The sequence below is a fragment of the Pseudomonas sp. GW823-FHT02C05 genome (assembly GCF_058797595.1).
In genome coordinates, this window is sequence record NZ_JBXAJU010000001.1 from 425,218 (window position 1) to 439,181 (window position 13,964).

Annotated in this window: 14 protein-coding genes; 4 read left to right on the forward strand and 10 right to left on the reverse strand. The window is 64.5% G+C overall.

What is annotated here, in order from left to right; genetic code table 11:
• Positions 1-10: 10 nt before the first annotated feature.
• The 5 genes from AC1RGE_RS02135 to AC1RGE_RS02155 all read right to left on the reverse strand — a co-directional run bounded on the left by AC1RGE_RS02135 (position 11) and on the right by AC1RGE_RS02155 (position 4,372).
• Positions 11-229 (reverse strand): hypothetical protein, encoded by a 219-nt coding sequence (locus tag AC1RGE_RS02135; protein WP_019094443.1) that lies wholly within the window; start codon positions 227-229, stop codon positions 11-13.
• Between the two features lie 196 nt (positions 230-425).
• Positions 426-1,478 carry an NAD(P)-dependent alcohol dehydrogenase gene (locus AC1RGE_RS02140; RefSeq protein WP_492583180.1) on the reverse strand — a complete coding sequence of 351 codons (1,053 nt, stop codon included), beginning with the start codon at positions 1,476-1,478 and terminating at the stop codon, positions 426-428.
• A 213-nt stretch (positions 1,479-1,691) separates the two neighbouring features.
• Positions 1,692-2,537 carry a CAP domain-containing protein gene (locus AC1RGE_RS02145; protein ID WP_492584234.1) on the reverse strand — a complete coding sequence of 282 codons (846 nt, stop codon included), beginning with the start codon at positions 2,535-2,537 and terminating at the stop codon, positions 1,692-1,694.
• Between the two features lie 100 nt (positions 2,538-2,637).
• A complete protein-coding gene (locus tag AC1RGE_RS02150) occupies positions 2,638-3,333 on the reverse strand; it encodes a YwqG family protein (protein WP_258611764.1) in 696 nt (231 codons plus the stop codon).
• A gap of 79 nt (positions 3,334-3,412) precedes the next feature.
• A complete protein-coding gene (locus AC1RGE_RS02155) occupies positions 3,413-4,372 on the reverse strand; it encodes a GlxA family transcriptional regulator (protein ID WP_492583182.1) in 960 nt (319 codons plus the stop codon).
• 98 nt (positions 4,373-4,470) lie between these two features.
• Here AC1RGE_RS02155 and AC1RGE_RS02160 point away from each other — a divergent pair, with 98 nt between their 5' ends.
• Positions 4,471-4,926: a tautomerase family protein gene (locus tag AC1RGE_RS02160; RefSeq protein WP_011060722.1), complete on the forward strand. Its 456-nt coding sequence runs from the start codon at positions 4,471-4,473 to the stop codon at positions 4,924-4,926.
• Between the two features lie 27 nt (positions 4,927-4,953).
• Here AC1RGE_RS02160 and AC1RGE_RS02165 read toward each other — a convergent pair whose 3' ends face one another.
• On the reverse strand, positions 4,954-5,448 hold the full coding sequence (locus AC1RGE_RS02165; protein WP_011060723.1) for a PaaI family thioesterase: 495 nt from the start codon (positions 5,446-5,448) through the stop codon (positions 4,954-4,956).
• Positions 5,449-5,552: 104 nt separating this feature from the next.
• The gene (locus AC1RGE_RS02170) at positions 5,553-6,194 is read right to left on the reverse strand and encodes a hypothetical protein (protein ID WP_072442357.1); all 642 of its coding nucleotides are present in this window, start codon (positions 6,192-6,194) and stop codon (positions 5,553-5,555) included.
• Positions 6,195-6,859: 665 nt separating this feature from the next.
• On the opposite strand from AC1RGE_RS02170, the gene mqo reads away from it, so the two are divergent.
• The 3 genes from mqo (at position 6,860) to AC1RGE_RS02185 (ending at position 10,325) form a co-directional block, all read left to right on the forward strand.
• Positions 6,860-8,497 (forward strand): malate dehydrogenase (quinone), encoded by a 1,638-nt coding sequence (gene mqo / locus AC1RGE_RS02175; RefSeq protein ID WP_011060725.1) that lies wholly within the window; start codon positions 6,860-6,862, stop codon positions 8,495-8,497.
• A 255-nt stretch (positions 8,498-8,752) separates the two neighbouring features.
• The gene (locus tag AC1RGE_RS02180) at positions 8,753-9,475 is read left to right on the forward strand and encodes a GNAT family N-acetyltransferase (protein WP_015635183.1); all 723 of its coding nucleotides are present in this window, start codon (positions 8,753-8,755) and stop codon (positions 9,473-9,475) included.
• A gap of 67 nt (positions 9,476-9,542) precedes the next feature.
• Entirely contained in the window at positions 9,543-10,325 is a 783-nt protein-coding gene (locus AC1RGE_RS02185) for a DeoR/GlpR family DNA-binding transcription regulator (protein WP_342403616.1), read from the forward strand.
• Positions 10,326-10,370: 45 nt separating this feature from the next.
• Here the strand turns inward: AC1RGE_RS02185 and AC1RGE_RS02190 are convergent, their stop codons facing one another.
• The 3 genes from AC1RGE_RS02190 to lhgO form a co-directional block, all read right to left on the reverse strand.
• Complete coding sequence (locus AC1RGE_RS02190) at positions 10,371-11,168, reverse strand: nucleotidyltransferase domain-containing protein (RefSeq protein ID WP_492583184.1); 798 nt, start codon at positions 11,166-11,168, stop codon at positions 10,371-10,373.
• Positions 11,169-11,255: 87 nt separating this feature from the next.
• A complete protein-coding gene (locus AC1RGE_RS02195; RefSeq protein ID WP_015635186.1) occupies positions 11,256-12,584 on the reverse strand; it encodes an MFS transporter in 1,329 nt (442 codons plus the stop codon).
• A gap of 154 nt (positions 12,585-12,738) precedes the next feature.
• Positions 12,739-13,932: an L-2-hydroxyglutarate oxidase gene (gene lhgO, locus AC1RGE_RS02200; RefSeq protein ID WP_065363738.1), complete on the reverse strand. Its 1,194-nt coding sequence runs from the start codon at positions 13,930-13,932 to the stop codon at positions 12,739-12,741.
• Between the last annotated feature and the right edge of the window lie 32 nt (positions 13,933-13,964).

Here is a 13,964-nt window from a genome sequence, read left to right on the forward strand (position 1 = left end):
GGCGCGGTGCCTAGGCCGAGGCCAGAACCCCCGCGACCAGCAGCGCTATGCCCAGGTACCAGCCCCAGAGAAAGGGCCGGGCTTGCGGGTCTTTCCTGGCGTAGACGTATACATAGAAGGGAATGAACAGGCTGAGGATGGCATTGCCCAAAGAATTCTTCAGGGCCACGCAGAAAATCGCGAACTGCATCGCCACCGTAAGTGCCAGCCCTGACAGGATCAGGAACATAACCATTGAATCGTCTCGCTATCGAATGAAGGTCGGTCACCCCCTCTGGTGCGTCGCGGCCCGGATGCGGGCAGCGGCGCGCCAGAGGGAGCGGTGTGACGGGTTATCGACACGGCGGTGCAAAGCAATAGGCAAGGGTGCCGTCATCGACCCTTCATTCACTTGCGAGCGTTCACTGCTGGTGCCAGGCCGGGTTTCAGGCGCCGCTGCCCAGGGACGCCATGTCGATCACGAAGCGGTAGCGCACATCGGCCCGTTCCATGCGTTCGAAGGCCTGGTTGATGTCCTGCATGGCGATCATTTCGCAGTCCGGGAGGATGTTCTTGCGCGCGCAGAAGTCGAGCATTTCCTGGGTCTGGGCGATGCCGCCGATGGGTGAACCGGCCAGCCGGCGCCGGCCCAGGAGCATGGGCAGGGTCAGTTGTTCGTCGATCGGCCCGACCTGGCCGACGATCACCAGGGTGCAGTCGATGTCCAGCAGGGGCATGTAGGGCGAGACGTCGTGGCGCACCGGAATGGTGTCGATGATCAGGTCGAAGCTCGACTGGGCGCGGGCCATGGCCTGCGGGTCGCTGGACACCAGCAGTGCATCGGCGCCCAGGGCCAGGGCGTCGGCGCGCTTGTCGGCGCTGCGGCTCAGGACCGTGATCTTGGCTCCCATGCCCACCGCCAGCTTGACCGCCATGTGCCCCAGGCCACCGAGGCCGATGACCCCGACCCGGCTGCCGGGCCCGACATTCCAGGTGCGCAGCGGCGAATAGGTGGTGATGCCGGCGCACAGCAGCGGCGCGGCCTTGGCCAGGTCCAGGCCCTCGGGCACCCGCAGGACGAATTCTTCGCGCACCACCAGGTGCTTGGAATAGCCGCCGTAGGTCACCTCGTGGGTGATGCGGTCCAGGCCGTTGTAGGTCTGGGTATTGTGCTCGCGGCACATCTGTTCTTCGCCCTTGCGGCACTGGTCGCACACCTGGCAGGAGTCCACCATGCAGCCGACGGCGACGCTGTCGCCGACCTTGTACTGCTTGACCTCGGGGCCAACGGCGGTGACCCGGCCGACGATCTCGTGGCCCGGGACCATGGGGTAGCGGCTGGCGCCCCAGTCGTTGCGCGCCTGGTGCAGGTCGGAGTGGCAGACTCCGCAATAGAGGATTTCCATCGCCACATCGTTGGCGCGCAGGGCGCGACGCTGGAAGGTGAAAGGCGCCAGGGGAACCCCGGCGGACTGCGCTGCGTAACCGAAGGTTTGCATGATCAGCGTTCCTGTGTGAGGGAGAGCGAATGATCCGAAGGCAGGGCTACAAGCATAGAAGCCCCGGGCGCACCGTGAGGACGGCCGACCGATGGTTGTGCGGGCCAACCGGCCGCGCACCGCGCAGGCCGGGGCGAGTGAGTGGTGCTCCTTCGTTGTCCTGGGGCCTCGGTTGCAGCTTCAGGGCGTGGCAGCCACGCCCAGGCACTGGGCTCAGGGCGCGCCGAACATCGCGGTCCAGTAAATGCCGGCATCGCTTTTCGGGTCCACCGCGTAGGCCGCGCCCAGCTCGCTGTAGGCCGGGTTCATCAGGTTGGCGCAATGCCCGGGGCTGGCCAGCCAGCCGTCCACCACCTTGCGCGCCGTGTCCTGGCCGGCGGCGATATTCTCGCCCACCTGCTGGCCGGCATAGCCTGCCAGTTCCGCGCGGTCACCCGGGGTGCGGCCGTCGTGGTCCTTGTGGTCGAAGTAGTTCTGGTTGGCCATGGCCCGGCTGTGTTCCTCGGCGGTGGTGCCCAGGGTGGCGTTCCAGGCCAGGGGCGCGGTGGCGGCAAAACCTTGGCCACCGCATTGCCGGGGCTGGCCGCGGGCACTGTTGATCTGCGCGAGCAGTTGCTGGCCCTCGGCCTGCCAGTCCCCCAGGCGCGCGGACAGCAGCGGTCGCGCGAGCACGATGCGCCACTGGTTGGCCTGGCGATTGACACCGATATCGACGAACTGCGGGTCCAGCACCACCTGGCAGAAGCTCTCGCGTACCGCCTGCATCGCCGCCTGGGCATCCCGGGGGCCGGAGAGGCTGATGGCCTGCACGTTGACCATGGGGTAGGCCGCCCGGGCCAGGGCCTGCTGCAGGTCACCGACGTTGTCCACCGGCAGGATCAGCCGTGGGTCGCCGGTCAGCGGCGGCAGCTCCGAGGAGGCCTGGTTGGCGCAGCGTTGCGGCTGGCTGCGGTAGGCGTTGATCGATTCGATCAGTTGCGACTGGTCGTCGGCGACGGCGCCGGTGGCCGCCAGCAAGCCCAGGGCCAGGGCTGTGGCGGGTAAGAACAGTGAGCGCATGGGCATGCAAGTCTCCCGGGAAATGGACAGCGCCCATGATGCACCCGGCGCCGGGGCATTTCATCCGCCGGTGGATGAAATCGGTGTTAGCCGCTGCGCCTCAATGGAAGTCGTAGTACAGCGCCCATTCGCCGCTGGCGGGGTGTTTCCAGAACATCAGGCTGCCGCCGTGCACCACGTTGAGTCCGATCTTGGCGTCGGAGGAAATCTGCATCACGAATTCGAAGCCGTCCCCGACATCGATTCCCGACTGGCAGAACGAGGGGTAGCCCCCGAGCTTGTGCTGGTAGCAATGGTTCACCAGGTCGTAGTAGCACTCGATCTGCCCGGAGTTTTCCAGTTCGAGGATTTCCCGCTCCAGGTCCTCCGGCACGCCACCGCCGTCCCACAGCGGAAAGTCCGCGGGCACTGCCTCGGGCTTGAGCGGGAAGGGCTTGAGAAAGGCCCCGGGGGCAGTCAGGTCCTTGCGCACCAGCACATCCTCGGCACGGTACTCGCGGATCAGCCAGCGCTCGCCCATGGGTTCCAGGGGTTCGGGAAAGGGGTTGGCGACGAACACCGTGAGCACCCGCACGCCTTCCAGCAGCGGGCTGTGGAAGGGCAGCGCCGGCAGATAGAGCTGGGCGAACGGCAGCAGGGTTTCCCCGGCGCTGTTGCGCGGCAGCTCTTCATCCTCGCGAAATAGAAAAACCTGGCCCAGCCAGCTTTCCTCGTCGCTGCCGGAGGGGCGAAAACCGCCGGGAATCAATTGCAGCGCCGGCTTGGCCAGGCGGCGCTGGATTTCCTGAATGTCCATGGTCAGGGCAGGTGTCCTGTTCGAAAGAAAGGGAGCGGCAATGTATCAAAAGTCCTCTTGCCTGGGGACCGTGGTGGGCTCAGCGCAATTGCCTCGGAGTGGCGTTGAGCAACTTGCGCATCAGCCGGCGCAGGGCCGTGGCGTCCTGGTATCCCACCTGTTCGGCCACGCGCTCCACCGAATATTTGCTGCTTTGCAACAGAGCCCTCGCCCGGTTCAGTTGCACATTCTGGATCAGGCGCAAGCTGCTGTGGCCGGTGACCTTGCGTATCTGGCGCCCCAGGGTCCGTTCGGACATGCTGAACTGTGCGGCCAGTTCGCCGACGCTGGGCAGGTTTGGCAAGCCGGCTTCGATATGGGCGGTAAGCCGGCTGATCAGGGTGCTGCCCTGGGCCATCATTGCCGGTACCCGAAACGGTGCCTGCAATTGCCGCCGATCAATCAGCAGCGTCTGCCCCACCGCGTCTGCCAAGCTCGTGCCGAAACGGCTGCGCAGCAGATGCAGCATCAAATCCGATTGGCCAAATGCTGCTCCGGCGGTGGTTAGCGGAGGGTCGACCACAACCATCTGGTCCGGATCCACCTTGGTGTCGACGGCCCACTCTTGCAGCAGCGGCGCCAACCACCAGGAGGTCGTAACCCGGTGCCCGGGCAGGAGCCCGGCGGCCTGCAACAGGAAAACGGCGGAACAGGATGCCGCCACTTCGCCTCCGAGTTCCAGATGATCGCGCAGTGCATCCAGCAACGGGGCAATGTCTGCTTGCAGCAGGCGCTGGGCGATGGCCTCGGGGGTGTCGATGCCCAGCCCCGGCACTATCCAGCAGGACCGATCATCGTCCCTGGCATCCAGGGCCTCGACCTCGAGCAGCAGGCCCTGGCCCAGGGCTACCTGGCCAGCCTGCAAGGCACAAACCCGCCAGCGCGGAGCCCCGAGCCCCAGGCGTGGGGCCAGCAGCGCGGCGCTGGAAAGCATGTCCAGGGTCAGGGCGACGCTGGAGGCAAAGGAACCGGGTAGGAGCAAGACGGTGAAATCGTTCATTGGCGGATTATGCATGAAAGATGTCGAATCGGTCGCTGTTGGCCAGGGATGAGCACAGGCTCAATAGCCGCTCCTTTTCTGTGTAAGTGGTGATGCCGATGCCTAATATTCTGATCAAGATCCCCCAGGGCGCTTTCGATGCCCGGCAGCGTGCCAAGGTCCTGCAAGAGGTTACCCAAGTGGCCCTGAGGGTGGAGCAAATAGGTGATGACCCCCGTCAGCGGGCGTTGTGCTGGGTACTGCTGGAAGAGCTGGCGCCGGGCTTCTGGAGTTGTGGAGGTGCCGACTCCAGTGCCCAGGCGGTTCCTTGCATGGTCCGGGTCAAGGTCCCGGCGGGCGTGCTCGATGCTGCCCAGCGCCAGGCCTATGTCGAGGGCTTGCATCAGGCGCTGGCCGCCTGTCTGGCAGAGGACGATCCGCGAATGCTGATGACCTCGATCCTGCTGGATGACGTGGCTGATGGCACCTGGGGGGCCAACGGTTCGTTGTGGCGGCTGGCGGATTTTGCCCGAGCGGCGGGCTATCGGCACCTGTCCCACCTGCATGGGCGATAGTTCCGACCGCCTTCCCAGGCCCTCGGCTCAGGCGTCTCTACCGTGAGCCGCTGCCGCGAGCTGGCTGGTATCGACCCGCACGAAGACCGAATCGCCAATGGCGGTCAGCACATCGCCGGCATACACCTCGCAGATCACCTGGCTCTTGCGGCCCACTTCACCCTCGACCCTGGCACGCAGGGTCAGGGGCACGCCCATGGGGGTGGGCTTGATGAACTTGATGCCCAGGTTGCCGGTGACGCAGTCGATGCGTGGCAGGCTGCCGGGCTCGCGCTGTTCGTTGCGGTAGTGGTAGGCCATGGCGGTCCAGTTGGAGTGGCAGTCCACCAGCATGGCGATCAGGCCGCCGTAGACCAGGTCCGGCCAGCCGCAGTACTTGGCGTCGGGCAGGTGCTCGGCCACCACGTGCACACCGTCCTCGTGCCAGTGGCTCTTGATGTGCAGGCCGTGATGGTTGCTGCTGCCGCAGCCGAAGCACACGCCTTCGGGGGCGGTGGTGTCTTGCAGTGAGGTCGGGTGCATGGTTGTTCCTTGTTGTTCTTGGGGGCGCGGCGCCGGGTGCTTTCCCGGCGTTGCAGCGCAGCATCCTATCCAATTTGCCTGAACGATCGAAGGACGGATTGCAGCTAGCTGGGGTAGTGCATGGTCAGCACGGCCCAGCGCAGGTTCTCGACCCCGGGTACTTCGCCAATATCGCGGGAGGCGTGTTCGACCCAGCCGGTGTATTCCACGACCGCCTCCAGATGCTTTGTCCATTTATCCTCTGTGAAGCCGACGCCGAAGATGATCACGCTGCCGCTGGCGACCTTTTCTTCCTTGGCCTTCAGGCGTGTCATGTACCAGTAGTCGTCCGATGCCGAGATGAACAACTTGCCTTGGTTGGCGTTGGCAAAGGGCGCCTTGAGTTCGATGAAGTGGAAGCGCCGCTTGTCTGCATCGCGGATCCACAGGTCACATTGCTTATGGTGAATGTCCATGTCGGACCAGCGCTGGTCCAGGGCGACCTTGTATTCCACGCCCACGTCGCCGAGCCAGCCGTCGCGTGGCCCGGCCAACCCCCGGTGCTGGATCAGCCAGAAATAGAATTCGAACTTCAGCCAGCCTTCGAAACCATTGCCGAGCACGCTGAGGGCCGAGGGAAGGTGCGGGCGCTCCTGTTCCCAGGACTTCAGGAACGCGCGGAACTCTGTTGCGACACTGTCGATACCTTGCATGGCCGTCCTTTGCAGTAAATGGGTGAAGGTGGTGTTGTGGCGCGGTGCCATCATGCATCAAGGTCGCCTCTTGGCGAAGGCGCATTTGCCGCTTTGAATGAGGGGCGGCCAGCGTCGTTGTGACGCATTGATTGCGGCAGGTGTCGTACAGCGTCGAGGTTTTCCCGGGCGGGCGGCTCGTGGCTCCGGCCAAGACAGGCTGATGCCGTAATGATATTCTTGCGCTGAATCGGTTCATCGTTTGTGCAGAAATACCTTACCCTTGCTTAGCTTCAAGTGGCCTGTTCGGGTCCCTTGCAAGGCAGTGGGAGTGTCTGCACGACCCCGCCGAATGTAATGTCAGGCAGTGTTCGTTTACCTCTTTGGTTGAACCCGACCCCTAATTTCCTGTTGGCCCCCGCAGTTGCGGGCGTCATTCTTGTTCGTCCGGCAGTTTGCGGCGCGCAAGGTCGGGCAGGGGGAAACTGCCTGTTGGTTGCGTCCCGTGACGTGCCCTGAGAAACACTGTCACTCAAGTAGCTGAAGCCAAGAACGACAAGAAGTCAGCGCCGGAGCGATATAAAACTGAGGTCGAGCCTGTCTCGTCGGCCTTGTGTGCCCACCCTCCAGTTCTTTTGAATGTGTTGGTCCAGGACCTGCGAAATGACTGTTTCGCAATCACCGGAGTACGCAGGATCGAGGATGGGGCGGCGGATGGCGTTCTATCGTAGGTACTCAGAATGTTTAAGAAAGTGAACACGGCCCTGATCGGGCTGGCGATGTCGATAGGCCTCACGACCGCGCACGCGGCTGAGCCGAAGAAAGTGGATGTGCTGCTGATCGGTGGCGGCATCATGAGTTCGACCCTGGGGGTCTGGCTCAATGAGCTGCAGCCGGATTGGTCGATGGAGATGGTCGAGCGCCTGGACGGCGTCGCAGAAGAAAGCTCCAACGGCTGGAACAACGCCGGTACCGGCCACTCCGCTTTGGCCGAGCTGAACTACACGCCGGAAGGCAAGGACGGCAAGATCGAGATCGCCAAGGCCATCGAGATCAACGAAGCGTTCCAGATTTCCCGGCAGTTCTGGTCCTGGCAGGTCAAGAACGGCGTCCTGAAGAACCCGCGTTCGTTCATCAACTCCACCCCGCACATGAGCTTCGTCTGGGGCGATGACAACATCAAGTTCCTCAAGGCCCGCTACGAGGCCCTGCAGGCCAGCCCGCTGTTCAGCGGCATGCAGTACTCCGAAGACGCCGAGCAGATCAAGAAGTGGGTTCCACTGATGATGGAAGGTCGTGACCCGGCGCAGAAGATCGCTGCGACCTGGACCCCGATCGGCACCGACGTCAACTTCGGCGAGATCACTCGCCAGTTCGTTGCCCACCTGCAGGCCCAGCCCAACTTCGCGCTGAAACTGTCCAGCGAAGTGCAGGAAATCGAGCGCAATAAAGACGGCTCGTGGCGCGTGACCTACAAGAACCTCAAGGACGGTTCGAAAACCGAGACCGACGCCAAGTTCGTGTTCATCGGCGCCGGCGGCGGTGCCCTGCACCTGCTGCAGAAGTCGGGCATTCCTGAAGCCAACGAATACGCCGGCTTCCCGGTGGGTGGCTCGTTCCTGGTGACCGACAACGCCAGCGTGGCCGAGCAGCACCTGGCCAAGGCCTACGGCAAGGCTTCGGTCGGCGCGCCACCGATGTCGGTTCCGCACCTGGACACTCGTGTGCTGGACGGCAAGCGGGTGATCCTGTTTGGCCCATTCGCTACCTTCTCCACCAAGTTCCTCAAGGAAGGTTCGTACTTCGACCTGCTGACCAGCACCACCACCCACAACTTCTGGCCGATGACCAAGGTGGGCATCGAGCAGTACCCGCTGGTGGAATACCTGGCCGGCCAGCTGATGCTGTCGGATGACGACCGCTTCGCCGCGCTGAAGGAATACTTCCCCAACGCCAAGCAGGAAGACTGGCGCCTGTGGCAGGCCGGCCAGCGCGTGCAGATCATCAAGCGTGACGAAGAGAAGGGCGGCGTGCTGAAACTGGGCACCGAGATCGTGGCCTCCGAAGACGGCAGCATCGCCGGCCTGCTGGGCGCATCCCCAGGTGCTTCGACCGCCGCGCCGATCATGCTCAGCGTGCTGCAGAAAGTCTTCAAGGACCAGGTCGCGACCCCGGCCTGGCAGGAAAAGCTCAAGCAGATCGTGCCGAGCTACGGTACGGCCCTGAACGACAGCCCTGAGCGTGTGGCCAAAGAATGGGCCTACACCGCTGAAGTGCTGCAACTGACCCCGCCGCCTCCGGTCAAGGGCGCGGCGCCTCAGGCTCCGGCCAGCCTGGCCAAGCCAGAGAGCAACCCAGCGGCCGACATGGCGCTGTAAGCCCTCGGCCCCGTCCGCGTTCGTCGGGCGGGGCACCGCGGATGCCCCGGTGCATCCGCATCCTGTGCCGGTTGCGGCCATGGCCCCGCCATAGCCGCAGCCAGCCAGTCTCTTGCTCCCGATCCCATTCGCGCTTTTTCGCCGATGCACGCGCCCGATGCGCTGCCCGGTTGTGCGCCTGTGTCACCCGCGCCGGGTTATCATGGCGCGCCCGCCGTAGCCGGGCATGCCCCAATCCTCGGAGTCACCGCCTCGATGTCCAGCATCACCCTGTTCCAAGCCCCGCCGCCCGAAGCCATCCAGAGCCAGATCCAGCAGATGGTGGTGGACTACATCACCGACGTCAGCGCGGTGGCCATCGCCCCGAGCAACCCGCTGTACAACCTGTACCAGTACGGCGTCGGCTATGAGGTGCACCTGTACCTGCAGGCCATGGACGGTTCCCGGGGGATCGCGGTGGAGCTGGTGGTGGCCACCGACCCGCAGGCCCCGGACCAGGTGCTGGGTTTCACCCTGTACCTGCCGGTCAAGGATGATCCCCAGGCCTGCGCCGTGGCTTATATGGCGGTGCTGCAAGGCCACCGGCGCCAGGGCATTGCCCGGCAGATGCTGCAAGCCATGCTGGCGCGTTACCCCCATGCGGAACTCGCCTGCAACGTGGCCAAGGTGGGGTGTTTCGAGGCCCTGGGCTTCCAGCTGCTGGGCGCCCGCGGCCCGCAGGTGCTGATGAACACCCGGGACCACGGCAGCGACGGCCTGCTTGCGGTGCTGGATGTGGCACCGATCTACCAGTCGGTGGAAGTGCGGCAGATCCACACCTACCTGCTGGCCCAGCACGGGCGCAAGGCCATGCTGGAAGCGGAGAAAAAGCGCGACCGGCAGTTGGACCAGATGACCCGCCAGGCCCAGGCGCTGGTGCGCGAGCGCCTCGGGGAAGCGGCCTTGTACCGCTCACGGGCGCCGCAGCTGATCAACTGATCGGGTTGCTTGTTTTTACCCGAGTGTCTGTGTAGCTTGGCGAAAACACGCAATAACGGGCATAAACATGCAAGGTCAACACCCGCCAGCCGAGCTGCCATCCTTGCGTCGGCAAAAAATCCTTCTGCTGCTGGAGCGCGACGGCAAGGTCATGGCCGCCGAACTGAGCCGGCATTTCGCGGTGTCCGAAGACACCATCCGTCGCGACCTGGCGGAGCTGGATGCCGCCGGCCTGGTGCAGCGGGTCCATGGTGGCGCGCTGCCGCGGCCCAAGGACAGCGGCAAGGACTATTTCACCCGGGTCGGCGAAACCAATGAGGCGAAACTGCGCCTGGCGCAATATGCCGTGCAATGGGTGCAGGACGGCCAGACGGTGCTGTTCGATTCCGGCTCCACCACCCTGCACATCGCCCAGTCGCTGCCGGCGGGCATCAGCCTGACCGCGGTCACCGCCTCGCCGATGATTGCCGTGGCCCTGGCCGAGTACCCCAAGGTCAGGGTGATTCTCGCCGGTGGCCAGCTCAACCCGGCAACCCTGTCCGCCAGCGGCCATGAAGCACTGCGCATGATCCAGGGGATCAAGGCCGACCTGATGTTCACCGGCGTCTGCGCGATCCACCCGGAGATCGGTATCAGCTCCCTGCATTTCGACGAGGTGCCGATCAAGCAGGCAATGTTCGACAGTGCCAGCGAGGTCATCGCCGTGACCACCGCCGACAAGCTCGGCGCCATGGAACCCTTCGTCGTGGTGCCATGCAACCGCTTGCACCGGCTGGTCACCGAGCAGGAGGCGCCGGGTGTGGACATCGAAGGTTATCGGCAGTTGGGGATCGAGGTGCTGCAGGTCTGATCCGGCAGCGACCCCCCGTTGCCGGGGGCGGTGCAATTGCAGGGGTCAATTCCTGGATGGCGGCGGGGTCAGTGCCTGGCTCATCCACTGCGCCATCTGCCGCAAGCGGTCGCTGAAATCGGCGCCGGCGGGGGCCGTTGCCTCGGCGGCCTGGCGAAACACGTCGATGGGGCCTGCCATTGCCGGGTAGTGCTGCACAAACAGCCACACATGCTCATCCAGGCTCTGGGGCCAGCTCGGCTCCTGCTCCTGGCGCAGCAGGTTGGTGGCGCGAACGAGTTTGCGCGAGGCCTGCCGTTGCAGCCGGAGGACTTCGGCGGGCATCTGTTCGCGGTCGATGCGCTTGGCGTAGTCGTCCAGCACTGCGAGAAAGTCACCGTTCACCGCCAGGGCAATCTCCCGGCTGGGCCTGAAAGGTGCAAAGCGCGAGCGCAGGTCTTCGCCCCACAGGCAGCGGCAATGGTGCTTGAGCCAATAGCCCCAGCTGTCGAGGTTCCGCGTTTCCAGTACCTGGTTGAGGTCGCCGATATCGAAATCGATCTTCGACACCGGCGGGTGGCGCGCTTGCAGGGCCTGGCGCAGGTTTTCCAGATGCAGGCACGCGGCCGGGGCGGCGGGATCTTGCAGGATCAGGCACAGGTCCAGGTCGGAAGCTCCAGGCCGGGCGGTGCCACGGGCGACGCTGCCGTACAGGTACAGGCTATGCAGCGGCGGGCTGGCGGGAGCGATGAGGGCGGCGCACAGCTCGTCGAGCAGGGCTCGGTACTCGGGCTGCAGGGGTGGTTCGGCAGGAAGGGCGATCAAGCCGTCGGCATCGACGCCGAATGCGCTATCGGGTGACATGGGGTGGCCTGTAATGCGGGTTCAGCGGCCACCTTAGCAAAGTCTGCCCGGGCCGTTGGAGCGGCCCGGGCAGGGTTGGGTCCAGCCTCAGTTCTTGAAGGCCGAGTGCTTGCGGCCCTGGTCGAGGAAGGCGAACACCACCACCAGTACCGCGGCGACGGCGAGAATGATCACCACGCCGTCGGTGGAGTGGGTGGCCGAGGCCGTGACCAGGGACAGAGCGCCCAGCGGCGCCAGGCCACCAGCGATGGCGGTGCCGATCTCGCGCCCGGTGCCGAAGCCCGAAGAGCGGGTCGCGGTGGGGAACTGGCGGCTGAGGAAGGAGCCCTGTGGGGCGAACATCATCGGCGCCAGAATGCCGGTGCCGACGCCGATGGCGATGTAGATCATCAGGCTCTCACCGGTGTTGAGCAGGGCCAGGAAGGGGTAGGCGAACAGCACCGAGAACAGCCCGCCGAGGATCAGCACGGTCTTGCTGCTCCACTTGTCGCAGAGCCAGCCGAAGAACGGCACGGCGACGATGGCGATCAGGCTGGCGATGGTCACCGACAGCGAAGTGACATGCACATCGACGTTCTTGTACTGGGTCAGGTAGGCCAGGGAGAAGGTCTTGAAGATGTAGCTCAGGGCGTTGTAGCCCACCGCCACGAAGAACACCACGGCCAGGCCCTTGAGGTCGTTCTTGAACAGCGCCTTGAGCGGCGAGGCCTTGGCTTTCTGGCTTTCCTTGCTCAGTTCCTTGAACTCCGGGGTTTCCGGAATGCTGTTGCGCACCCACAGGCCGACGGCCACCAGGACGATGCTGCAGACGAACGGAATGCGCCAGCCGCCGGCCAGCAGGAAGTCGTTGCCGTTGATGGTCAGCAGGTAGATGGTCAGCGACGACAGCAGCAGGCCCAGGTTCAGCCCCAGCGCCGGCCAGGCGCCCTGGCTGCCGCGCTTGCCCTCGCTGGCATGCTCATAGGAGGTGACCGCCGCGCCGGACAGTTCGGCGCCGGCGCCCAGGCCCTGGATGATGCGGATTGCCACCAGCAGGATCGGCGCCCAGATGCCGATCGACGCGTAGCTGGGGATCAGGCCGATCAGCGCGGTGCACACGCCCATCAGGCAGAAGGTCAGCACCAGTACCTGCTTGCGGCCGAACTTGTCCCCCAGGTAGCCGAACAGGATGCCGCCGAAGGGGCGGGCGATAAAGCCGATGGCAAAGGTCGAGAAGGCCATGAGGGTGGCGCTTTTCGGGTTGCTGTTATCGAAGAAGATCTTCGAGAAGACGATGGCCGCCATGGTGGCGTAGAGGTAGAAGTCATACCACTCCAGCATCGAGCCGAAGATGGTGGCCGCCGCGACCTTGCGCAGGCGTTTCTTGGTTTGCTGTGGGGTTTCCGCTGCAGTACTGCTGGTTTCAACTGCGGTCATATCCGTACATCCTCATGAATCATTGTAGTTATTGTCGAGTTGACGCGAGCCTTGCGCGACGCGCCCTAAAGGGCGGCCAAGGGGTATTGCGGCGACACGTGGCCCGCTTGGCAGTGCCGGGGCAGTGCGCTGCAAGGTGATGGCGCGGGGTGTTTCAGGCGGCCTGGAAAATCCGGTCGGCAATCATCGAGCCAATGGGAATCGCCGAAGTGGCGGCGGGCGAGGGCGCGTTGCACACATGCAACATGCGCGGGGTTTCGGCGAACAGGAAATCGTGCACCAGGCTGCCGTCGCGCATCACCGCCTGGGCGCGGATCCCCGCCTCATAAGGCAGCAGGTCTTCCACTTGCAGGGAAGGGCAGTACTTGCGGCACTGCTCCAGGTAGCCGGACTTGAACAGCGAGTTCTTCATCTCGGTGGTGCCGGAGCCGAGGTTCTGCCAGATGGTTTTCCAGAAACCGGGGAAGCTGGCGTACTGCGCCACGTCGCGCCAGTTGATGGAGAACTTCCTGTAGTTCTCCCGGCCCAGGCCCAGTACCGCGTTGGGGCCGACGGTAACGCTGCCGTCGATCATGCGGGTCAGGTGCACCCCGAGGAACGGCAGCTCCGGATCGGGGATCGGGTAGATCAGGTGATTGACGATGTTGTTCTTCGACGCCGGCAGGCGGAAGTATTCGCCGCGGAAGGGGATGATCTGGTGGTCGATCTTCACCCCGGCCATCACCGCCAGGCGATCCGATTGCAGGCCGGCGCAGGCCACCAGCTTCTTAGCCTGCCAGCTGCCGCCGTGGCTGCTGACGGTGACGCTGTCGGCGCTTTCCTGGATCGCGGTGACGGTCTGGCTCAGGCAGATCTCGCCGCCCTCGCGGCGGATCACCCGGGCCATGGTGTCGCAGACTTCGCGGTAGTCGACGATGCCGGTGGCGTCGAGGAACAGCCCGCCAAGGCCGACGATATTCGGTTCGCGCTGGCGCAGTTGCTCGGCGTCCAGGCGCTCCACCTTCAGGCCGTTCTGTTGCGAGCGCTGGTACAGGGCCTCCATGCGCTGCACTTCCAGGGCATTGGACGCCACCAGCACCTTGCCGCAGACCTCGAACTTGATCCCGTGCTCGCTGCAGAACTGCTTGGTGGCCTCGGCGCCACGCTTGCACAGGTCGGCCTTGAGGCTGCCCGGAGCGTAGTAGATGCCGGCGTGGATCACCCCGCTGTTGTGCCCGGTCTGGTGCTTGGCCAGGACGTTTTCCTTTTCCAGGATGACCAGCGAAGCGCCGGGCTGGCGCTTGAGGATCTCCATCGCCGTAGCCAGGCCGACGATGCCGCCGCCGATGATGCAAAAGTCATAAATCATTGTTCTTGGGTACCTTGGATCCAATGCGTTTC